Consider the following 19,467-nt stretch of genomic DNA (forward strand, 5'->3'; position numbering starts at 1 on the left):
CGGCTGGGAATTGTGTAAAAGAGACGGGGGGGGGCCGCCGCCCGCCGACACCGCCTCGGGCGCCGCACCCGCCTCCGACGACGCCGTGATCGGCGGTTCGACCGGATCCCACGACAACCACGGCGCACCATCGGTGAGCACGCACACGACCTCCGCGGGCTGACCGACCATGCGAGCCCGTCCCACGACCCACGACAGCGACAGGAGGTGCCATGCCCAGGGCAATCCACGTCTTCCGTAGCCCGGATCGTTTCGTCGCCGGGACCGTCGGCGCACCCGGCGACCGGACGTTCTATCTGCAGGCCACCCACGAGGCGCGAGTGGTGAGCGTCATGTTGGAGAAGCAGCAGGTGCAGATCCTCGCCGACCGCATCGGTGCGCTGCTCGAGGAGATCAACCGTCGTTTCGGTACCCCGTTGCCGCCGGAGTCCGACCACATCGAGGACCTGAGTCCGTTGATCATGCCGGTCGACGCCGAGTTCCGCGTCGGCACGATGGGCCTGGGCTGGGACGCCGAGTCCGAGGCCGTCGTCGTGGAACTCCTCGCCATCACCGAGGGGGAGTTCGACGAGAGTGTCGTGCTCGACGACACCGACGAGGGACCCGACGCGGTACGCGTGTTCCTCAGCACGGCGGCCGCGCGCGAGTTCGCGGCCCGTTCGACCCGTGTCATCTCGGCCGGTCGTGAGCCGTGCCCGCTGTGCGGACTCCCGCTCGACCCGTCGGGGCACATGTGCGTCCGCACCAACGGATACAAGCGCGAGATCACCTTCGACAAGTCGCTCGACTTCGTCGACCCCGACGTGTTCGACGACCCGGACCTGCGCGCGGCGTTGGAGGACGACGACGATGACGACGGGCAAGGGGACGACACGACCGACGGGCCGTCACGCTGATGCCGCCCACCGCGGCGGAATCGGAGTCCTCACCCGACATCGCGGAGATCCTGCGCACGGGCGAGATGGAGTTGATCGGACAGATCCGGGGCGCGAGCAACGCCACCCTGGTGTGCGAGGCGAGCCTCGGCGAGCACAGCCTGCGCTGCGTCTACAAACCGGTCCGTGGTGAGCAACCACTGTGGGATTTCCCCGACGGCACCCTCGCCGGCCGGGAGATCGCGTCGTTCCGGATCTCCGATGCACTCGGCTGGTCGGTGATCCCGACCACGGTGTTCCGCGACGGCCAGTTCGGCCCCGGGATGGTGCAACGCTGGATCGACACCCCCGAACCCGCCGACACCGTCCCCGAACACCTCGATCTCGTCGACCTGTGCCCGACCGCGATGGTGCCCGAGAACTTCCGCCGTGTGATCGACGCCTACGACGCGCGCGGCGAGGAGGTCACACTCGTGCACGCCGACGACCCGCGACTGCAGCGGATGGCCGTCCTCGATGTCGTCATCAACAACGCCGACCGCAAGGGCGGGCACGTCCTCGAGGGGCTCGACGGGCAGGTCTACGGCGTCGACCATGGCATCTGCCTGCACTCGGAGGACAAGCTGCGCACGGTGCTGTGGGGATGGGCCGACGAACCGGTGCCCGCGCATCTCGTCGCCGACATCGAGACGCTGCTCGTCGAGCTCACCACCGCGGACTCGGCGTTGGCGCGCGACCTGCCGACGCTCGTCACACCCACCGAGGTGGCCGCGCTGGCCCTGCGCGCCCGCGAGCTCGTCGAGAACCCGGTCATGCCCAGCGCCGACCGGTCCCGACCGATTCCCTGGCCCGCGTTCTAGTCTGTCGACGACGGGGGCCCCGTCGGTGGGTGCCCCGACGGTCGATGACGGTGCGCCCATAGGGTGGAGATATGCAGTCGTGGTCAGACATCGAGGTACGTCCGCTTCCCGGGCAGGGTCCGCAGCTCCGGCTCTACGACACCTCCGATCAGCAGGTACGGCCGGTCACACCCGGAGCCGAGGCGACGATGTACGTCTGCGGCATCACCCCGTACGACGCGACGCACCTCGGCCACGCCGCCACCTATCTCACGTTCGATCTGGTCAACCGGATCTGGCGCGATCTCGGCCACGAGGTGCACTACGTACAGAACGTGACCGACGTCGACGACCCCCTGTTCGAGCGGGCCGATCGCGACGGTGAGGACTGGCGCGACCTCGGTGCCCGCGAGACGCAGCTCTTCCGGGACGACATGACCGCGTTGCGGGTGCTGCCGCCCCGGCACTACATCGGCGCGGTGGAGTCGATCGACGAGGTCATCGAGGTCGTCGACAAGTTGCTGGCATCGGGTGCGGCCTACATCGTCGACGACGAGCAGTACCCCGACATCTACTTCCGAAGCGACGCGACACCGCAGTTCGGCTACGAGTCGAACTACGACCAGGACACGATGGCCGCGTTCTTCGCCGAACGGGGCGGCGACCCGCAGCGACCGGGCAAGCGTGATCCGCTCGACGCCCTTATCTGGCGCGCCGCGCGCGACGGAGAGCCGTCCTGGCCCTCACCGCACGGTCCGGGACGACCCGGATGGCACATCGAATGCGCCGCCATCGCCCTGAACCGACTGGGGTCGCCGATCGACGTGCAGGGCGGCGGCAGCGACCTGATCTTCCCGCACCACGAGTTCTCCGCGGCGCACGCCGAGGCGCTGACCGGTGAGCGTCGGTTCGCACGGCACTACGTGCACACCGGGATGGTGGGGCTCGACGGCGAGAAGATGTCGAAGAGCCGCGGCAACCTGGTGTTCGTCTCGAAACTCCGTGCGGCCGATGTCGACCCGAACGCGATCCGCGTCGGGCTGCTGGCCGATCACTACCGGACCGACCGCATGTGGTCCGACGACGCGCTCGCGACGGCGCACACCCGACTGTCCTCGTGGCGCGATGCGGTGTCGCGACCCACCGGACCCGATCCGACCGACACCATCGCCCGGGTGCGTCAGCATCTCGCCGACGACCTCGACACCCCCAAAGCCCTTGCCGCGCTCGATGCATGGGCGGCCGACGCGGTGCGCGGTCTCGGATCGTCGACCACCGCCGGCACCGAGGTCGAGCACCTACTCGACACCCTGCTGGGCGTCGAGCTGCGTCGCTGACGCGGTACCCCGTCACCGGCTGGGCACGCTGGGTAGAGTCCTGCAGGTGGCCCATCTGGAAGAGATCGACCCCGACACCACCTCCGGCGTGTGGACCGTCGTCACCCGGACCTCGACCTATCTGCTCGATTTCTCCGAGATGACGCTGCTGCGCGCTCCCGGTGTCGGCGGGTCGACCGACGAATCGTGGGCGGTCAGTGCGCTGCGACGCGACTCCGAGGACATCCCGCTACTGGGCGTGAAGTCCTGCCGCATAGGCGAATCGGCCCAGTTCTGGGTGCGGGCGGCCGACGATCCCGACGTGCGCACCTGGCGCATCACCACGCCGGTCGTGTCGATCGAACGCATCAGCTGACAGCGGCGCGGCGACGCCGACCGGGTCAGAGCGCGACCTCGACGACACCGTCGACCACCCGCGCCGGGTACACCGGCAGCGATCCGATCATCGGGTCCGAACAGGCGCCGTCGGTGAAGGCGTAGGCGAACTGGTGCAGCGGGCACACCACCTTCGCGCCGTCGACCTGGCCGTCGGCGATGGGCCCACCGCGATGCGGACACACCGCTCCCGTGGCCCGCACCTCGTCGGCGCCGACACGGAACACCGCGATCTGCACACCGCCGACCGCGTAGGCCCGTCCCTCGCCGTGGGTGAGATCCGAGATCGACCCGACGGTCACATACGTTGCCCCGCGCGGGGTCTCGACCCCGTCGCTGACGTCGGCGGTCATCGGACGGGAACCCGGGGGAGCGGCAGCAGAGGCAGCGCCGAGGTGAACTGTGCCGGCGATCGGGGTTCGGTCCGGTCCTGCCACGGGTCGCGGTAGCCGGCGACGCTGTCCTCGATGCGCTCCTGCAGGCCGGCGACGATGCCGTCGCGGTCGTCGACGAGCACCGCCCGCAGTTCCTCGATACCCACCCGCGGGACCCAGGCGTAGGTCCGCTCGAGCCACTTCGCCTGCTCCCGATAGTGCTGGATGAAGATGCCGCACAACCGGACGACCTCGTCGGACGAGTCGACCGTCGCGAGCAGGTCGCCCTTGCGGATGTGTGCACCCGCCGCGCCGCCCACGTAGATCTCCCACCGATCCGACGCCGCGCCCGCCGCGCCGACGGCCACTGCGCCGACGTCCTTGCACAACGCCTCGGCACAGTTGCGCGGGCAGCCGGTGACGGCGAGTTTCAACTTCGCGGGCGTCTCGAGACCCTGGAACCGCTGTTCGATCGCGATGCCGAGTGCCGTCGAGTCACCGAGACCGAACCGGCAGTAGTCGGTGCCCACACAGGTCTTCACCGTGCGGAAGCTCTTGCCGTAGGCGAAACCCGAGGGCATGTCGAGGTCGCCCCACACCTTCGGGAGGTCTTCCTTCTTCACCCCGAGCAGGTCGATGCGCTGACCTCCGGTGATCTTCACCATCGGTATCGCGTACTTGTCGGCGACATCTGCGATGCGCCGCAACTGATCCGGCGTGGTGACCCCGCCTTTGATCTGCGGCACCACCGAGAACGTGCCGTCGCGTTGGATGTTCGCGTGCACGCGGTCGTTGATGTAGAGCGCGCCGCGTTCGTCGGTCCAGTCGGGGCCCCACACCATCCGCAGCAACGACGCCAGCGGCATCTTCGCGGCCGCGTCCTCGCCCTGCGGTGCGAGCTTCTCGAACACCTCCGACACCGAGCGGATGTTGCTCGCCCGGATCGCTCCCAGCAGTTCGGGTTTGGTCATCGGGATGCACGGCACGTACCAGTTCGCCGAGACGTCCTCGGCGAGGTCACCGTCCGCGGCGAAGGAGACGATGTCGGCGACGAGCCCCTTGCAGGACCCGCATCCCTTGCCGGCCCGGGTGGCGGCGACCACCTCGCCGACGCTGCGCGCACCACCGCGCACGCACTCCACGATGGCACCCTTGGTCACGCCGTTGCAGTTGCACACGGCGGTGTCGTCGGAGAGTTCGGCCGCGCCGACCGCGGCCGACGGGGTGCCCATGTCGAAGAGCATGCTGATGCGTTCGGTCGGCAGTGCGACCTTCTCGTCGAAGGCCTGCGTGAGGAAGTTCGCCTTGCTGATGTCGCCGAGCAGCATGGCGCCGATGAGCTTGTTGTCGCGCACGACCACCGATTTGTAGGTGCCGCTGCGGGGTTCGTAGAACTGGACGAACTCGTCGTCGTCGCGTTCGGGGCCCTTCACGCCCATGGCCGCGACATCGACACCGGCGACCTTGAGCTTCGTGGTCGACCGCGAACCGTGGTACGCGGCCGTCGGATCGGCACCGGTGAGCACGTCGGCGAGCACCACGGCCTGCTCCCAGAGCGGGGCGACCAGCCCGTAGACCTCCCCGCGATGCTGTGCGCACTCGCCGACCGCGTAGAGGAAACCCTCGTCCTCGCAGCGCATCTGGTCGTCGACGACGATCCCTCGTTCGATCACCAGACCGGTGCGGCGCGCCAGCTCGACGTTCGGCCGGATCCCGGCGGTGACCACCACCATGTCGGCGGGCAGGCTCGAACCGTCGGCGAACGCGACACCGGTCACGGTTCCCGCGTCGTCGCGGATGACCGAGGTCGTGCGTCGGGAGGTGTGCACCCCGACACCGAGTGCCTCGATCTTGGTGCGCAGCACCCGTCCGCCACGTTCGTCGAGCTGCTGGTTCATCAGGTGACCGGGAGAGTGCACGACGTCGACCTCGACGCCCTGTGTCCGCAGTCCGTATGCGGCCTCCAGGCCGAGGAGACCGCCGCCGATCACGACCGCGCGCAGCCGCTCGGCACCCTCGCCGGCTCCGCCGGTCTCGGCCATCTGCAGCATCCCGTTGGTGTCGGCGATGGTGCGGAACCCGAACACCCCTCGGGCGAGCCGACCGTCGGGTTCCCGCAGACCGTCCATGTTGGGGAAGAAGGTGGTGCTGCCGGTGGCGATGATCAGCAGATCGAAGGCGATCTGCCGGCCGCTCTCACACGTCACCACCTTGCCGAAACGGTCGATCGAGACCGCACGGTCGCCGGCGAACAGTTCGACACCGTTCTCCCGGTACCAGGCCATGGGGTTGAGCATCAGGTCGTCGTCGTCGATGGAACTCTCACCGGCGAGCACGTGGGAGAGCATGATGCGGTTGTAGTTCCCGTAGGGCTCGTCGCCGATCATGGTGATCGCGAACTGCTCGCCCCCGCCGCGGCTGAGGACCTCCTCCACCGTCCGTGCGCCGGCCATCCCGTTGCCGACCACCACCAGCCGACGGCGCCCGGTCGAGGCCCCCGTCACCGAGCCCCCTGTCACCGCGGTCACACGAGCACCCAGCCGAGATCGACGACGATCGATCCGGTGCATCCCTGCGGCGCGGCGAAGGTCAGGGCCAGCACCGAGTCGGGGTCGACGTCGGAGACCACGCGCAGCGGCACGTTGACCGAGGCCTTCGCGCCCATCGGGAACACCCGCATCGACTCGCCGTCGCGGGTCAGCGTCACGTAGACGAGTTCGTCGGAGCTGTTGCCGCCGCGAAAGTACAAGGGCTGAGCCGTCATACCGGGTGGGACCACATAGGAGAGCGAGGTGTCCAGCGGGGCGGGGGAGTGCAGTCCGGTGCCGGTGAAACCGAACACACCCTGCCAGAACATGGGAGTCGACGACATGGCGTCAGTGTTCGTGGCCGGGATCAATGGGCCTTTGCCGCGGTGTTACATCTCGGTGGTCAGGACTTCACCCGGCCCGCACCCCGCCGGTGAGAGGCGACCGCCGGACATGACCCGAGGTCAGGCGCCGAACGAACCGGGCCCGCGGCGGCGGAGGTACTTCTCGAACTCCGCGGCGAGCGCGTCGCCGTCGATCTTCGACAGCGCGTCGTCGGTGCCGGCCTCGGCGTCGCCGCGCTCCTCGAGACCACGGACGTAGTCGGCGATCTCCTCGTCGTCCTCGGTCATCTCGGTGACCGCCTGCTCCCATTCCTCGGCCTGGGCGGGCAGATCGCCGAGCGGCACCTCGAGATCGAGGACCTCCTCGACCTGGCCCAACAGCGCCACCGTCGCCTTGGGATTCGGCGGCGTCGACACGTAGTGCGGGACCGCGGCCCAGAACGACACCGCGGGGATGCCGGCGTGGACACACGCGTCCTGGAGGACACCGGTGATGCCCGTCGGGCCCTCGTACCGGCTCTCCTGCAGGTTGTAGGCCAGCGCGGAATCGGTGCTGTAGGCCGTGCCGGTCACCGGCACGGGCCGGGTGTGGGGTGCGTCGGCGAGGAGTGCACCGAGGATGACCATGGTCTGCACGTCGAGCGACCGCGCGATGTCGAGGATCTCCGCACAGAATCCACGCCACCGCATGTTCGGTTCGATGCCGCGGAGCAGGACGACGTCACGGTCGGATCCGGGCGGGCTGCACCACGAGATCGACGTGGCCGGCCACTCGATTCGTCGCGTGACACCGTCGACCTGCTTTACGATGGGACGGTTGACCTGGAAGTCGTAGTAGTCGTCGGAATCGATCTCGGCGAGGGGTTGCGCATCCCAGATCAGGGCCAGATGTTCGACCGCGCCGCTTGCGGCGTCACCGGCATCGTTCCAGCCCTCGAACGCTGCGACGAGGATCGGTGACCGCAATGCGGGGAGATGGCCGGTCTTCTCAGCGTGCACCGAACCAGCCTACGACCGAACACCGATAGGGAGCGAACTACGCTGAGTACCATGTCTGCCACCACCGGAACCGATTCGTACGACTCGACGTTCCTCGACGCGATGGCCAAACGGGTCCTCGTGGGCGACGGCGCCATGGGCACGATGCTCCAGGCCGCCGATCTCACCCTCGACGACTTCAACAATCTCGAGGGCTGCAACGAGATCCTCAACGACACCCGTCCCGAGGTCCTGGCCGGTATCCACCGCGCCTACTTCGAGGCCGGCGCCGACGCGGTCGAGACCAACACCTTCGGCTGCAACCTCTCGAACCTCGGCGACTACGACATCGCCGACCGCATCCGTGAGCTCGCCCGCAAGGGCGTCGCGATCGCCAAGGGTGTGGCCGACGAGATGGGACCGTCCGACGACGGCACCCCGCGTTTCGTCCTCGGCTCGGTGGGCCCCGGTACCAAGCTGCCGTCGCTGGGCCACACGACCTTCGCGGTGATCCGCGACGCGTACCAGGAGTGCGCCCTCGGCATGCTCGAGGGTGGCGCCGACGCGATCCTCATCGAGACCTCGCAGGACCTGCTGCAGGTGAAGGCGGCGGTGCTGGCCGCCAAGCGCGCGATGGAGCAGCTCGGTCGGCGGATCCCGATCATCTCCCACGTCACCGTGGAGACCACCGGCACGATGCTGCTCGGGTCGGAGATCGGCGCGGCGCTGGCGGCCATCGAACCGCTCGGCGTCGACCTCATCGGTCTCAACTGCGCGACCGGACCGGCCGAGATGAGCGAGCACCTGCGGTACCTGTCCAAGCACGCGCGCATCCCGGTGTCGGTCATGCCCAACGCCGGTCTGCCGCAGCTCGGCCCGAAGGGCGCCGAGTACCCGCTGCTGCCCGACGAGCTGGCCGAGGCGGTCAGCGGCTTCGTCTCCGACTACGGCCTGTCGTTCGTCGGCGGATGCTGCGGCACCACCCCCGAACACATCTCCCAGCTGGCCCAGGCCGTGCGCGGCACCACGAAGGGCACCCGGTCGGTCGAGCACGAGTCGGAGGTGTCCTCGCTCTACGCCTCGGTGCCGTTCGAGCAGGAGAACAGCTTCATGATGGTCGGGGAGCGGACCAACTCCAACGGCTCCAAGGCCTTCCGCGAGGCCATGCTCTCCGGCGATTACCAGAAGTGCCTCGACATCGCGAAGGACCAGACCCGCGACGGCGCGCACATGCTCGACCTGAACGTCGACTACGTCGGCCGCAACGGCGCCGAGGACATGACCGCGCTGGCCACTCGCCTCGCCACCTCGTCGACCCTGCCGATCATGCTCGACTCGACCGAGCCCGCGGTCCTGCAGGCGGGACTCGAGGCGCTCGGCGGTCGATGCGCGGTCAACTCGGTGAACTACGAGGACGGTGACGGACCCGACTCGCGTTTCACCAAGATCATGCAGCTCGCGGTCGAGCACGGCGCCGCGGTGGTCGCCCTGACCATCGACGAGGAGGGCCAGGCGCGTACCGCCGACTGGAAGGTCAGCGTCGCCGAACGCCTCATCACCGACATCACCGAGAACTGGGGGCTGGGCGAGGAGGACATCATCATCGATGCCCTGACCTTCCCGGTCTCGACCGGTCAGGAGGAGACCCGCAAGGACGGCATCGAGACCATCGAGGCCATCCGGCGGATCCACGAGGCGCACCCGTCGGTGCACTTCACCCTGGGTATCTCGAACATCTCGTTCGGCCTCAACCCCGCCGCGCGCCAGGTGCTCAACTCGGTGTTCCTGCACGAGTGCGCTCAGGTGGGTCTCGACACCGCGATCGTGCACGCCTCGAAGATCCTGCCGATGGCACGGATCCCCGACGAGCAGCGCGAGGTCGCACTCGACCTCGTCTACGACCGTCGCGGGACCGACGGCGTCCGCAGCGAGGGCAACGCCGACTACGACCCGTTGCAGACGCTGATGGGTCTGTTCGAGGGCGTGTCGGCGGCGTCGGCGCGCGAGAGCCGCGCCGAGGAGATGGCCAAGCTCCCGCTGTTCGAGCGACTCGAGCGACGCATCGTCGACGGCGAGCGCAACGGCCTCGAATCCGACCTCGACGACGCGATGAAAGAGGTCCCGCCGCTCAAGATCATCAACGAGACGCTGCTGTCGGGCATGAAGACCGTCGGCGAGCTGTTCGGCTCGGGCCAGATGCAGCTGCCGTTCGTGCTGCAGTCGGCCGAGGTCATGAAGATGTCGGTCGCCCACCTCGAGCCGCACATGGAGGCGACCGGCGAGGACGGCAAGGGCCGCATCGTGCTGGCCACGGTCAAGGGCGACGTCCACGACATCGGCAAGAACCTCGTCGACATCATCCTGTCCAACAACGGCTACGAGGTGGTCAACATCGGCATCAAGCAGCCGATCGCGACGATCATCGAGGTTGCCGAGGACAAGCGCGCCGACGTGATCGGCATGTCCGGTCTGCTGGTGAAGTCGACGGTCGTGATGAAGGAGAACCTCGAGGAGATCAACTCCCGCGGGCTCGCCGAGAACTACCCGGTGCTGCTCGGTGGCGCCGCGCTGACGCGTGGCTACGTCGAGAACGATCTGTCGGAGACCTACGAGGGCGACGTGCACTACGCACGGGACGCCTTCGAGGGTCTGCGTCTGATGGACGACATCATGTCTTCCAAGCGTGGCGGCGGTTCGACGCAGGATCCCGAGGCGAAGGCCGCGGCCGAGGCGAAGACCGCCGAACGCAAGGCGCGGCACGAGAAGTCGGCCCGTATCGCGGCCAAGCGCAAGGCCGAGCAGGCGCCCGTCGAGGTGCCGGCACGCTCGGACGTCGCCGCCGACAACGAGATCCCGACTCCGCCGTTTTGGGGATCGCGCATCGTCAAGGGCATCCCCATCGCGGACTACGGCGGGCTGCTCGACGAACGTGCGCTGTTCCTCGGGCAGTGGGGTCTGCGGGGCACGCGCAGCGGCGACGGTCCCAGCTACGAGGAACTCGTCGAGACCGAGGGACGTCCGCGCTTCCGCGAGTGGATCGACCGTCTGTCGACGGGCAACATCCTGCAGCACGCCGCAGTGGTCTACGGCTACTTCCCGGCGGTCAGCGAGGGCGACACCGTTCATGTGCTGACCGAGCCGCGGCCCGACGCCGACGTCCGGTTCAGCTTCGAGTTCCCGCGTCAGCAGCGCAGTCGGTTCCTCTGCATCGCCGACTTCATCGCGTCGAAGGAACGGGCCACCGAGCTCGGTCAGATCGACGTGCTGCCGTTCCAGCTCGTGACGATGGGCCAGCCGATCGCCGATTTCGCGAACGACCTGTTCGCGAAGGACTCCTACCGCGACTACCTCGAGGTGCACGGCATCGGCGTGCAGCTCACCGAGGCGCTCGCCGAGTACTGGCATCAGCGGGTGCGGTCGGAGCTCACCTTCGACGGCGGTTCGGTCGCCGGCGACGACCCGACGTCACCGCAGGGGTTCTTCGATCTCGAATACCGCGGCGCGCGTTACTCGTTCGGCTACGGCGCGTGCCCCGATCTCGAGGACCGCGCGAAGATGATCGAGCTGCTCGAGCCGGGCCGCATCGGGGTCGAGCTGAGCGAGGAACTGCAGCTGCATCCCGAGCAGTCCACCGACGCGTTCGTCCTGCACCACCCCGAGGCCAAGTATTTCAACGTCTGAGGTGGGTTCGTCAGGCGTGGCCTCGACCGATCCCTCGCGCGGCGCGCTCCCGCACGCGGTGCTCTGGGACATGGACGGGACCCTGCTCGACTCCGAGAAGCTGTGGGACGTGGCGATGGCCGAGCTCGCGGTACGGCTCGGCGCGGTGATGACGGTGGAGCTGCGTCAGTCGACGCTGGGCAACTCGATGGTCGGCGCGATGACGAAGCTCTTCGACGCTGCCGGTGTGCCGGAGGCGCAGCGTGACCTCGACGACCAGGCGCATTGGTTGCGGGGTCGGGTCGCGGAGCTGTTCGCCGACGGTATCCCGTGGCGGCCGGGGGCCGACGCCGCGCTGCGGACCATCGCGGCCGCGGGGATCCCGATGGTGCTCGTGACCAACACCGAACGGGATCTCACCGAGCGGGCGCTGCCGACCATCGGCAAACACCGGTTCGCCCACACCCTGTGCGGCGACGAGGTGGCCGAGGGCAAACCGGCACCCGACATCTACCTCGCCGCGGCGCGGGCGGCCGGTGTGTCGCCGGCGGACTGTCTGGCCATCGAGGACTCACCGACCGGCGCGGCCGCCGCCGGGGCGGCGGGCTGTCCGACGCTGGTCGTGCCGTCCGACGCCGAGGTCCCGCAGGCACCGGGACGCACGTTCCGCGAGAGTCTCGTGGGACTCGACATGGCCGGGGTGTCCGACGCCTGGCGTCGCGGTCGGGCCGCCCATGGGGCCATGGGAGACTGATCTCCCGTGAAGACCTTCGACGACCTCTTTGCCGAGCTCACCGAGCGTGCTGCGACCCGACCGGAGGGCAGCGGGACCGTGGCCGCGCTCGACGCCGGCGTGCACACCCTCGGGAAGAAGATCATCGAGGAGGCCGGCGAGGTGTGGTTGGCCGCCGAGCACGAGTCGGACGAGTCGCTCGGCGAGGAGATATCCCAGTTGCTCTACTGGCTGCAGGTGATGATGATCAAACGTGGTCTCACACCGGCCGACGTGTACCGGTACCTGTAGACACCTCGTTCACCACAGACCGACCGTCACGTCCCTCACGAAGGAAACAGATCACATGCTGCGCGTTGCCGTGCCGAACAAGGGTGCGCTGTCGGAATCGGCCGCGGCCATGCTCGCCGAGGCGGGTTACCGCCGACGCACCGACGCCAAGGACCTGACCGTCCTCGACTCCGCCAACGACGTCGAGTTCTTCTTCCTGCGTCCCAAGGACATCGCCATCTACGTCGGGTCGGGCGAGCTCGATCTCGGCATCACCGGCCGTGACCTCGCCTGGGATTCGCAGGCGCCGGTCACCGAGAGCCTGTCGCTGGGTTTCGGGGCGTCGACCTTCCGTTACGCCGGCCCCGTCGACACCGAGATGACCGAGGCCGACCTGTCGGGACGCCGGATCGCGACCTCGTTCGCCAACATCGTCCGCGCCGATCTCGACCGGCGCGGTATCACCGCCGAGATCATCCGACTCGACGGAGCCGTCGAGATCTCCATCCAACTCGGCCTGGCCGACGCCATCGCCGACGTCGTCGGATCGGGACGCACACTGCGGCAACACAATCTGCGGGCGTTCGGCGACGTGATGTGCCAGTCGGAGGCCGTGCTCATCCACGGCGCCGACGTAGCGCCGTCCCGCGCGGCCGAGCAGCTCATCAAGCGCATCGAGGGCGTCGTGGTCGGGCAGCAGTACGTGATGATGGATTACGACTGCCGCAAGGATCTGCTCGACGCCGCCGTCGCGATCACCCCGGGACTGGAATCACCCACCGTGGCACCGATGGCCGACGAGAACTGGGTCGCCGTGCGCGCGATGGTCCCGAGGGCGGGACACCAGTCGGTGATGGACGACCTGTCGGCCATGGGCGCCAAGGCCATCCTGGCCAGCGACATCCGCTCCTGCCGCTTCTGACCGGGTGCGGGTGGCTCAGCCCGCGCGGGTGATGAGGATCGTCTGACTCGACCGTCCCAGCGAACCCTCGGCGTCGAACAGGTCGGCCGCGGTGTAGCCGAACCCGTGCGCTCCGCCGACCATCGCGGCGTCGATCCCGGTCCAGTCGCCGGTCGGTGCACGGCGCAGGTGGATGGTGGTGTCGGTGTTCATCCACGTCCATTCCGTGGGCGAGAGCGTGGAGCCCAGACCGTTCGCGACGTCGACCATGCAGCAGGTGCGCACCAATGGTGTGGCGGTCTCCCCGGCGACGATGTCGACGGCGGGCCGCAGCCACGCCAGCCGAGGTCGATCCGGGTCGGTGGAGGCGCGGAACTCGACGGTCGAGATGAAACCCGATGCACCCCAACCGGCGTCGAGCCACGGCGGCAGCTCGCCGATCGTGTCGTCTCCGGCGGCGGGCACCGACGGGGAGTCGGCAGGCGCCGCGACCGCGGCGGTGTCGGAGGTGGCGATGAACCAGGCGGTGGCGCGAGCGGCGGTACGGAAGTCACCGGAGGCGGTCTGCACGTCCAGTTCGGCCTGCACCTGCGCGATCTGTCGGCCCGGGCGGATGACCTGCGCGCGAACGCGGTTCTCCGACAGTCCGATCGCACCGAGGATGTCGACGGTGACCCGTGACATCGCCAGGTGCGCGGGCATGTCGAGGTTCTCGATCGCGCGGACCATCAGCGCCGACGGTGGGCCGCCGTGCTGGATGGTGTCGGTCCACACACTGACCGACTCGGCGGTCGGCATGAGGTGTTCCCAACCGTCGTCGGCGCCGAGCGGCACGTAGTAGCCGCGCGGGGCCGTCCCGGGGGCGGTCACGAGGCGAGGTGGTCGGCGGCCGTGTCCTCGGCGGGCGTGCCGGGCCATCCGGGGTACGGCGGTATCTCGCCGCCGAACTCGGGGCAGCGGGCCTTGTGATCGCACCACGTGCACATCCGCGATCTCTTCGGCCGGAAGTCGCCGGTGGCCCCGGCGTCGAGGATCGCCCGCCAGATCGCGGTGAGCGTGCCGGCGAACCGTTCGAGTTCCTCGGCGTCGGGGGTGTAGCGCAGCTCCTGGCCGTCGGCGAGGTACATCAGCTGCAGACGTGCGGGGACGACGCCCCGCAGCCGCATGATGGCCAGGGCGTAGAACTTCATCTGGAACAGTGCGCGGGCCTCGAACATCTCGCCGGGGGAGCGGCCGGTCTTGTAGTCGACGACGCGCACCTCGCCTGTCGGGGCGACATCGATGCGATCGACGAACCCGCGCAGGGCGACGTCGTCGGCGATGTCGATCTCGATGCGCATCTCGCACGCCTGCGCGTCGAACGCCGTCGGGTCCTCCATCGTGTAATACGTGGCGATGAGCCGGTGTGCCTCGGCGAGGAACGCCGGGACATCGGCCTCGGCGACCAGCGACCGCAAGTCGGGGTCCTTCTCACACAACACATCCCATGCAGCCTCGACGAGCACGTCGGCGGTGTCGGCGGTGCGCAGCGGAGCGGGGAGGTCGAAGAGGTTCTCCAGTGCCGAGTGCACGACCGTGCCGCGGACCTGCGCGGTCGTCGACGCCTCGGGGAACCGGTCGATCGCGCGATATCGGTACAGCAGGGGGCACTGCTTGAAATCCGCCGCGCGCGAGGGCGACAGGGCCGGTCTGCGCGGCCCCTCGGGGGCGGGATCGACCAGCGGTGCGGGGTGTGTCGCTGTGGGGTTGAGGTCTGGCGCCGTGCTCACACCTGGCAGGGTATGCCTGATGTACGACACAGCCGCGCAGGACGCAACCGGCGACCCGATCGCGGCCGCCTCGGCGTTCACCGTCGGCGACCGCGTCCAACTGACCGACACCAAGGGCCGCAAGTTCACCGTCCACCTCGAGGCGGGGGGCAGTTTCCACACCCACCACGGGGCGATCGCCCACGACGACCTCATCGGCACCGACGAGGGCACGATCGTCTCCTCGACCCGCGGCGCCCAGTACCTGGCCCTGCGCCCGCTGCTCACCGACTACGTGTTGTCGATGCCGCGCGGCGCCCAGGTGATCTACCCCAAGGACGCCGCCCAGATCGTCACCGAGGGCGACATCTATCCCGGCAGTGTCGTGCTCGAGGCCGGCGCCGGGTCCGGCGCCCTGACCTGCTCACTGCTCCGCGCGGTCGGCCCGCAGGGACGGGTGCTGTCCTACGAGGTCCGCGAGGACCACGCCGAACACGCGGTCCGCAACGTCGAGACGTTCTTCGGCGAGCGTCCGGCGAACTGGGAACTCACCGTCGCCGACATCGTCGACTTCGCGGCCACGGCGAACGCCGCCGCATCGGTCGACCGCGTGATCCTCGACATGCTCGCGCCCTGGGAGACCCTCGACGCCGTGTCGTCGGTCCTGCGGCCCGGCGGCGTGCTCGTGGTTTATGTGGCGACCGTCACACAGCTCTCGCGGGTGGTCGAAGCCCTGCGTGAGCAGCAGTGTTGGACCGAACCGCGGTCGTGGGAGACCATGCTGCGCGAGTGGAACGTGGTCGGCCTGGCCGTCCGCCCGTCACACAAGATGCAAGGTCACACCGCGTTTCTGGTGACCGCCCGACGTCTCGCCCCGGGCACGGTCACCCTCCGACCCCAGCGGCGCTCCAACAAGGGGTCGAACGACCGCTGAACGACCGGGCGAGCGGTGGGCGTCATCCCAGTTAACGAGACGTCAACGTCGAACGTCGTGGCATGCGGGGCATGTCGCCCCGCACGCCGGTAGCGTGGGGTAACGGTGAAACCGATGGTGTTCCGCCGGGGAGAGGAGTCAGCAATGACCGAATCCGATCGCCACGACCCCGCAGGCGCGCAGAAATCGACCGCGCGCTCGACAGGCTCAGGCAACGCCCCCATGCCCGATACCGGGAACCGCGGTCTGCATGTCCCGCCGGACTCGACCGACACCGACCCGCAGACGCGCATCGAGACGCTGACCGCACGCAACGCGAAGCTGCTCGACACCCTCAAGGACGCACGTCAGCAGCTGCTCGCGCTGCGCGAGGAGGTCGACCGTCTCGGCCAGCCGCCGAGCGGCTACGGCGTGTTGCTCGACACCTACGAGGACTCGACGGTGGACGTGTTCACCTCGGGCCGCAAGATGCGCCTCACGATCTCGCCGAACATCGAGGTCGACACGCTCAAACGCGGTCAGACGCTACGCCTGAACGAGGCCCTCACCATCGTCGAGGCGCTCGCGTTCGACTCCGTCGGCGAGATCAGCACCCTGCGCGAGGTCCTCGGGACCGGCGACCGCGCCCTGGTCGTGGGTCACGCCGACGAGGAACGCGTCGTCTGGTTGGCCGAGCCCCTCATGGGCGAGGTCGACGGCGAGGACGGCCACCGCCGCAAGCTCCGCCCGGGCGACTCGCTGCTCGTCGACACCAAGGCCGGTTTCGCGTTCGAGCGCGTCCCGAAGGCCGAGGTCGAGGACCTCGTGCTCGAGGAGGTGCCCGATGTCGGCTACGAGGACATCGGTGGTCTCGGCCGCCAGATCGAGCAGATCCGCGACGCCGTGGAGCTGCCGTTCCTGCACAAGGACCTGTTCCGTGACTACTCGCTGCGCCCGCCGAAGGGCGTCCTGCTCTACGGCCCTCCCGGCTGCGGCAAGACGCTCATCGCCAAGGCCGTCGCCAACTCGCTGGCCAAGAAGATCGCCCTGGCCCGCGGCGACGACGCCCGCGAGGCCAAGTCGTACTTCCTCAACATCAAGGGCCCCGAGCTCCTCAACAAGTTCGTCGGCGAGACCGAGCGGCACATCCGGCTGATCTTCCAGCGGGCCCGCGAGAAGGCCTCCGAGGGCACCCCGGTGATCGTGTTCTTCGACGAGATGGACTCGATCTTCCGCACCCGCGGATCCGGTATCTCCTCCGACGTCGAGACCACCGTCGTGCCGCAGCTGTTGAGCGAGATCGACGGCGTCGAGGGTCTCGAGAACGTCATCGTGATCGGTGCGTCGAACCGCGAGGACATGATCGACCCCGCGATCCTGCGTCCCGGTCGTCTCGACGTGAAGATCAAGATCGAGCGACCCGATGCCGAGTCGGCGATCGACATCTTCTCGAAGTACCTCGTCGACACCCTGCCGATCCACTCCGACGACATCGAGGAGTTCGGTGGCGACCGCGCCGCGTGCATCGCCGCGATGATCGAGCGCGTGGTGGAGAAGATGTACGCCGAGAACGACGACAACCGCTTCCTCGAGGTGACCTACGCCAACGGCGACAAAGAGGTCATGTACTTCAAGGACTTCAACTCCGGCGCGATGATCCAGAACGTCGTCGACCGGTCGAAGAAGTACGCGATCAAGTCGCAGCTCGAGACGGGCACACCGGGACTGCGCGTGCAGCACCTGTTCGACTCGATCCTCGACGAGTTCGCCGAGAACGAGGACCTGCCGAACACCACCAATCCCGATGACTGGGCCCGCATCTCGGGCAAGAAGGGTGAGCGGATCGTCTACATCCGCACGTTGGTCACCGGCAAGAGCGCCGGCGCCAGCCGCGCGATCGACACCGAGACGAACACCGGCCAGTACCTGTAGGTCTCGTCGCAGCCTCTAGGCTCGGGGCATGCAACGAATCATCGGCACCGAGGTCGAATACGGCATCTCCGCACCCAACGAGGCGGGCGCCAATCCGATCATGACCTCGACGCAGGCGGTTCTCGCGTATGCCGCGGCGGCAGGCGTGCCCCGGGCGAAGCGGACGCGGTGGGACTACGAGGTCGAGTCGCCGCTGCGTGACGCACGCGGTTTCGATCTCGGTCGGGGTTCGGGCCCCGCACCGATCATCGACGCCGACGAGGTCGGTGCGGCGAACATGATCCTCACCAACGGTGCCCGGCTCTACGTCGACCACGCCCACCCCGAGTACTCCGCGCCCGAGGTCACCGATCCGATGGACGCGGTGATCTGGGACAAGGCCGGCGAACGGGTGATGGAGGCCGCGGCGCGCCACGTCGCGAGCGTCCCCGGTGCGCCGAAGCTGCAGCTGTACAAGAACAACATCGACGGCAAGGGCGCCTCGTACGGCACCCACGAGAACTACCTGATGGCCCGCGACACCCCGTTCACCTCGGTGATCACCGGGCTCACACCGTTCTTCGCCACACGCCAGGTGTTCACCGGCTCGGGCCGGGTGGGCATCGGCCAGTCCGGCGACGACCCCGGTTTCCAGCTGTCGCAGCGCGCCGACTACATCGAGGTCGAGGTCGGCCTCGAGACCACCCTCAAGCGCGGCATCATCAACACCCGCGACGAGCCGCACGCGGACCCCGACCGCTACCGGCGGCTGCACGTGATCATCGGCGACGCGAACCTCGCCGAGACCGCCACCTATCTCAAGGTCGGCACCGCCTCGCTGGTCCTCGACATCATCGAGGGCGGGGTGGACCTCCGCGACCTCGAACTCGCCCGACCCGTCACCGCGGTGCACAAGATCAGCCACGACCCGACCCTCACGCAGACCGTCGCGCTGGCCGACGGCCGCGAGATGACCGCCCTTGCGGTGCAGCGGATATACCACGAGCGCTGCGCCGAGTTCTTCCGCACGCGCGGCGGTGACGACCCTCGCGCGCAGCACGTCCTCGACACGTGGATCGACGTCCTGGACCGCCTCGAACGCGATCCGATGGAGTGTTCGGACATCCTCGACTGGCCGGCCAAGCTGCGTCTGCTGGAGGGGTTCCGCAACCGCGAGGGGCTTGCGTGGTCGGCCCCGCGGTTGCAGCTCGTCGACCTGCAGTACTCCGACGTCCGCCTCGACAAGGGGCTCTACAACCGGCTCGTCGCGCGCGGGTCGATGAAGCGACTGGTCACCGAGGCGCAAGTCATGGACGCCGTGTCGTCGCCGCCGGAGAACACGCGCGCGTACTTCCGCGGCGAGTGCCTGCGCCGATTCGGTGCCGACATCGCGGCCGCGAGCTGGGATTCGGTGATCTTCGACCTGGGTGGCGACTCGCTGGTGCGCATCCCGACCCTCGAGCCCCTGCGGGGCAGCAAAGCCCATGTGGGCGCGCTCCTCGATTCCGTCGACTCCGCGGCCGAACTGGTCGACCAGCTGACCAACTGAGTCCGCCCGCAGGTTCTCCCTCGAGGTACCGGTGGGTCGGCCACGCGGGCGACCCTTTCCGACATCGGCCCCGGTAGGGTGTTCCTACGGACCTTCCCGACGTGACGCCGGGTGAAGTCGCAGGCTCAAGGA

General features: G+C 68.6%; 17 protein-coding genes. 11 read left to right on the plus strand and 6 right to left on the minus strand.

Annotated features, from left to right (window positions below; all coding sequences use genetic code 11):
* The first annotated feature begins 212 nt into the window (after positions 1–212).
* The 4 genes from TU34_RS10150 (at position 213) to TU34_RS10165 (ending at position 3,406) form a co-directional block, all read left to right on the plus strand.
* Positions 213–896, plus strand: coding sequence for a DUF3090 domain-containing protein (locus tag TU34_RS10150; protein WP_045822775.1), 684 nt, complete (start codon positions 213–215; stop codon positions 894–896).
* Positions 896–1,735 (plus strand): SCO1664 family protein, encoded by an 840-nt coding sequence (locus TU34_RS10155; RefSeq protein WP_045822776.1) that lies wholly within the window; start codon positions 896–898, stop codon positions 1,733–1,735. The genes TU34_RS10150 and TU34_RS10155 overlap by 1 nt, the downstream gene beginning before the upstream one ends.
* A 71-nt stretch (positions 1,736–1,806) precedes the next feature.
* Positions 1,807–3,051 (plus strand): cysteine--1-D-myo-inosityl 2-amino-2-deoxy-alpha-D-glucopyranoside ligase, encoded by a 1,245-nt coding sequence (mshC, locus tag TU34_RS10160; protein ID WP_045822777.1) that lies wholly within the window; start codon positions 1,807–1,809, stop codon positions 3,049–3,051.
* A gap of 46 nt (positions 3,052–3,097) precedes the next feature.
* Positions 3,098–3,406 carry a hypothetical protein gene (locus TU34_RS10165; protein WP_045822778.1) on the plus strand — a complete coding sequence of 103 codons (309 nt, stop codon included), beginning with the start codon at positions 3,098–3,100 and terminating at the stop codon, positions 3,404–3,406.
* A 25-nt stretch (positions 3,407–3,431) separates the two neighbouring features.
* Here TU34_RS10165 and TU34_RS10170 read toward each other — a convergent pair whose 3' ends face one another.
* From TU34_RS10170 to TU34_RS10185, 4 genes are all read right to left on the minus strand, one after another.
* The gene (locus TU34_RS10170; protein WP_045822779.1) at positions 3,432–3,779 is read right to left on the minus strand and encodes a Rieske (2Fe-2S) protein; all 348 of its coding nucleotides are present in this window, start codon (positions 3,777–3,779) and stop codon (positions 3,432–3,434) included.
* Entirely contained in the window at positions 3,776–6,319 is a 2,544-nt protein-coding gene (nirB, locus tag TU34_RS10175; protein WP_275041750.1) for a nitrite reductase large subunit NirB, read from the minus strand. Before nirB ends, TU34_RS10170 begins: the two co-directional genes overlap by 4 nt.
* Positions 6,320–6,324: 5 nt before the next feature.
* Positions 6,325–6,672, minus strand: coding sequence for a hypothetical protein (locus TU34_RS10180; RefSeq protein ID WP_045822780.1), 348 nt, complete (start codon positions 6,670–6,672; stop codon positions 6,325–6,327).
* Positions 6,673–6,792: 120 nt separating this feature from the next.
* Positions 6,793–7,671 carry a PAC2 family protein gene (locus tag TU34_RS10185; RefSeq protein WP_045822781.1) on the minus strand — a complete coding sequence of 293 codons (879 nt, stop codon included), beginning with the start codon at positions 7,669–7,671 and terminating at the stop codon, positions 6,793–6,795.
* A gap of 51 nt (positions 7,672–7,722) precedes the next feature.
* On the opposite strand from TU34_RS10185, the gene metH reads away from it, so the two are divergent.
* From metH to hisG, 4 genes are read left to right on the plus strand one after another with little or no spacing between them, the layout of a single operon-like run.
* Positions 7,723–11,331, plus strand: a complete 3,609-nt coding sequence (gene metH / locus TU34_RS10190; RefSeq protein ID WP_045822782.1) for a methionine synthase — start codon at positions 7,723–7,725, stop codon at positions 11,329–11,331.
* A gap of 16 nt (positions 11,332–11,347) precedes the next feature.
* Entirely contained in the window at positions 11,348–12,064 is a 717-nt protein-coding gene (locus TU34_RS10195) for an HAD family hydrolase (protein WP_275041746.1), read from the plus strand.
* Positions 12,065–12,070: 6 nt separating this feature from the next.
* Positions 12,071–12,334 (plus strand): phosphoribosyl-ATP diphosphatase, encoded by a 264-nt coding sequence (locus tag TU34_RS10200; protein WP_045822783.1) that lies wholly within the window; start codon positions 12,071–12,073, stop codon positions 12,332–12,334.
* A 55-nt stretch (positions 12,335–12,389) separates the two neighbouring features.
* Positions 12,390–13,235 (plus strand): ATP phosphoribosyltransferase, encoded by an 846-nt coding sequence (gene hisG, locus TU34_RS10205; protein ID WP_045822784.1) that lies wholly within the window; start codon positions 12,390–12,392, stop codon positions 13,233–13,235.
* A gap of 15 nt (positions 13,236–13,250) precedes the next feature.
* On the opposite strand, the gene TU34_RS10210 is transcribed toward hisG, so the two are convergent.
* Both TU34_RS10210 and TU34_RS10215 read right to left on the minus strand, forming a co-directional pair.
* On the minus strand, positions 13,251–14,084 hold the full coding sequence (locus TU34_RS10210) for a thioesterase family protein (protein WP_052688852.1): 834 nt from the start codon (positions 14,082–14,084) through the stop codon (positions 13,251–13,253).
* On the minus strand, positions 14,081–14,983 hold the full coding sequence (locus TU34_RS10215; protein ID WP_082080130.1) for a RecB family exonuclease: 903 nt from the start codon (positions 14,981–14,983) through the stop codon (positions 14,081–14,083). Before TU34_RS10215 ends, TU34_RS10210 begins: the two co-directional genes overlap by 4 nt.
* Positions 14,984–15,002: 19 nt before the next feature.
* Between TU34_RS10215 and TU34_RS10220 the strand changes: the two genes are divergently transcribed.
* From TU34_RS10220 to dop, 3 genes are all read left to right on the plus strand, one after another.
* Positions 15,003–15,896, plus strand: coding sequence for a tRNA (adenine-N1)-methyltransferase (locus TU34_RS10220; protein ID WP_045822785.1), 894 nt, complete (start codon positions 15,003–15,005; stop codon positions 15,894–15,896).
* 144 nt (positions 15,897–16,040) lie between these two features.
* Entirely contained in the window at positions 16,041–17,807 is a 1,767-nt protein-coding gene (arc, locus tag TU34_RS10225) for a proteasome ATPase (protein ID WP_045822786.1), read from the plus strand.
* A 28-nt stretch (positions 17,808–17,835) separates the two neighbouring features.
* Entirely contained in the window at positions 17,836–19,335 is a 1,500-nt protein-coding gene (dop, locus tag TU34_RS10230) for a depupylase/deamidase Dop (protein WP_045822787.1), read from the plus strand.
* Positions 19,336–19,467: the final 132 nt, after the last annotated feature.

Origin of the sequence: Williamsia herbipolensis (genome assembly GCF_000964005.1) — a bacterium.
Lineage (GTDB): Bacteria > Actinomycetota > Actinomycetes > Mycobacteriales > Mycobacteriaceae > Williamsia_A > Williamsia_A herbipolensis.

Excerpts from the sequence above, each read along its gene's own strand:
- TU34_RS10150 (WP_045822775.1), top strand. The coding sequence starts at position 213 with ATGCCCAGGGCAATCCACGTCTTCCGTAGCCCGGATCGTTTCGTCGCC.
- TU34_RS10155 (WP_045822776.1), top strand. The coding sequence starts at position 896 with ATGCCGCCCACCGCGGCGGAATCGGAGTCCTCACCCGACATCGCGGAG.
- mshC (WP_045822777.1), top strand. The coding sequence starts at position 1,807 with ATGCAGTCGTGGTCAGACATCGAGGTACGTCCGCTTCCCGGGCAGGGT.
- TU34_RS10170 (WP_045822779.1), bottom strand. The coding sequence starts at position 3,779 with ATGACCGCCGACGTCAGCGACGGGGTCGAGACCCCGCGCGGGGCAACG.
- TU34_RS10180 (WP_045822780.1), bottom strand. The coding sequence starts at position 6,672 with ATGTCGTCGACTCCCATGTTCTGGCAGGGTGTGTTCGGTTTCACCGGC.
- metH (WP_045822782.1), top strand. The coding sequence starts at position 7,723 with ATGTCTGCCACCACCGGAACCGATTCGTACGACTCGACGTTCCTCGAC.
- hisG (WP_045822784.1), top strand. The coding sequence starts at position 12,390 with ATGCTGCGCGTTGCCGTGCCGAACAAGGGTGCGCTGTCGGAATCGGCC.
- TU34_RS10220 (WP_045822785.1), top strand. The coding sequence starts at position 15,003 with ATGTACGACACAGCCGCGCAGGACGCAACCGGCGACCCGATCGCGGCC.
- arc (WP_045822786.1), top strand. The coding sequence starts at position 16,041 with ATGACCGAATCCGATCGCCACGACCCCGCAGGCGCGCAGAAATCGACC.
- dop (WP_045822787.1), top strand. The coding sequence starts at position 17,836 with ATGCAACGAATCATCGGCACCGAGGTCGAATACGGCATCTCCGCACCC.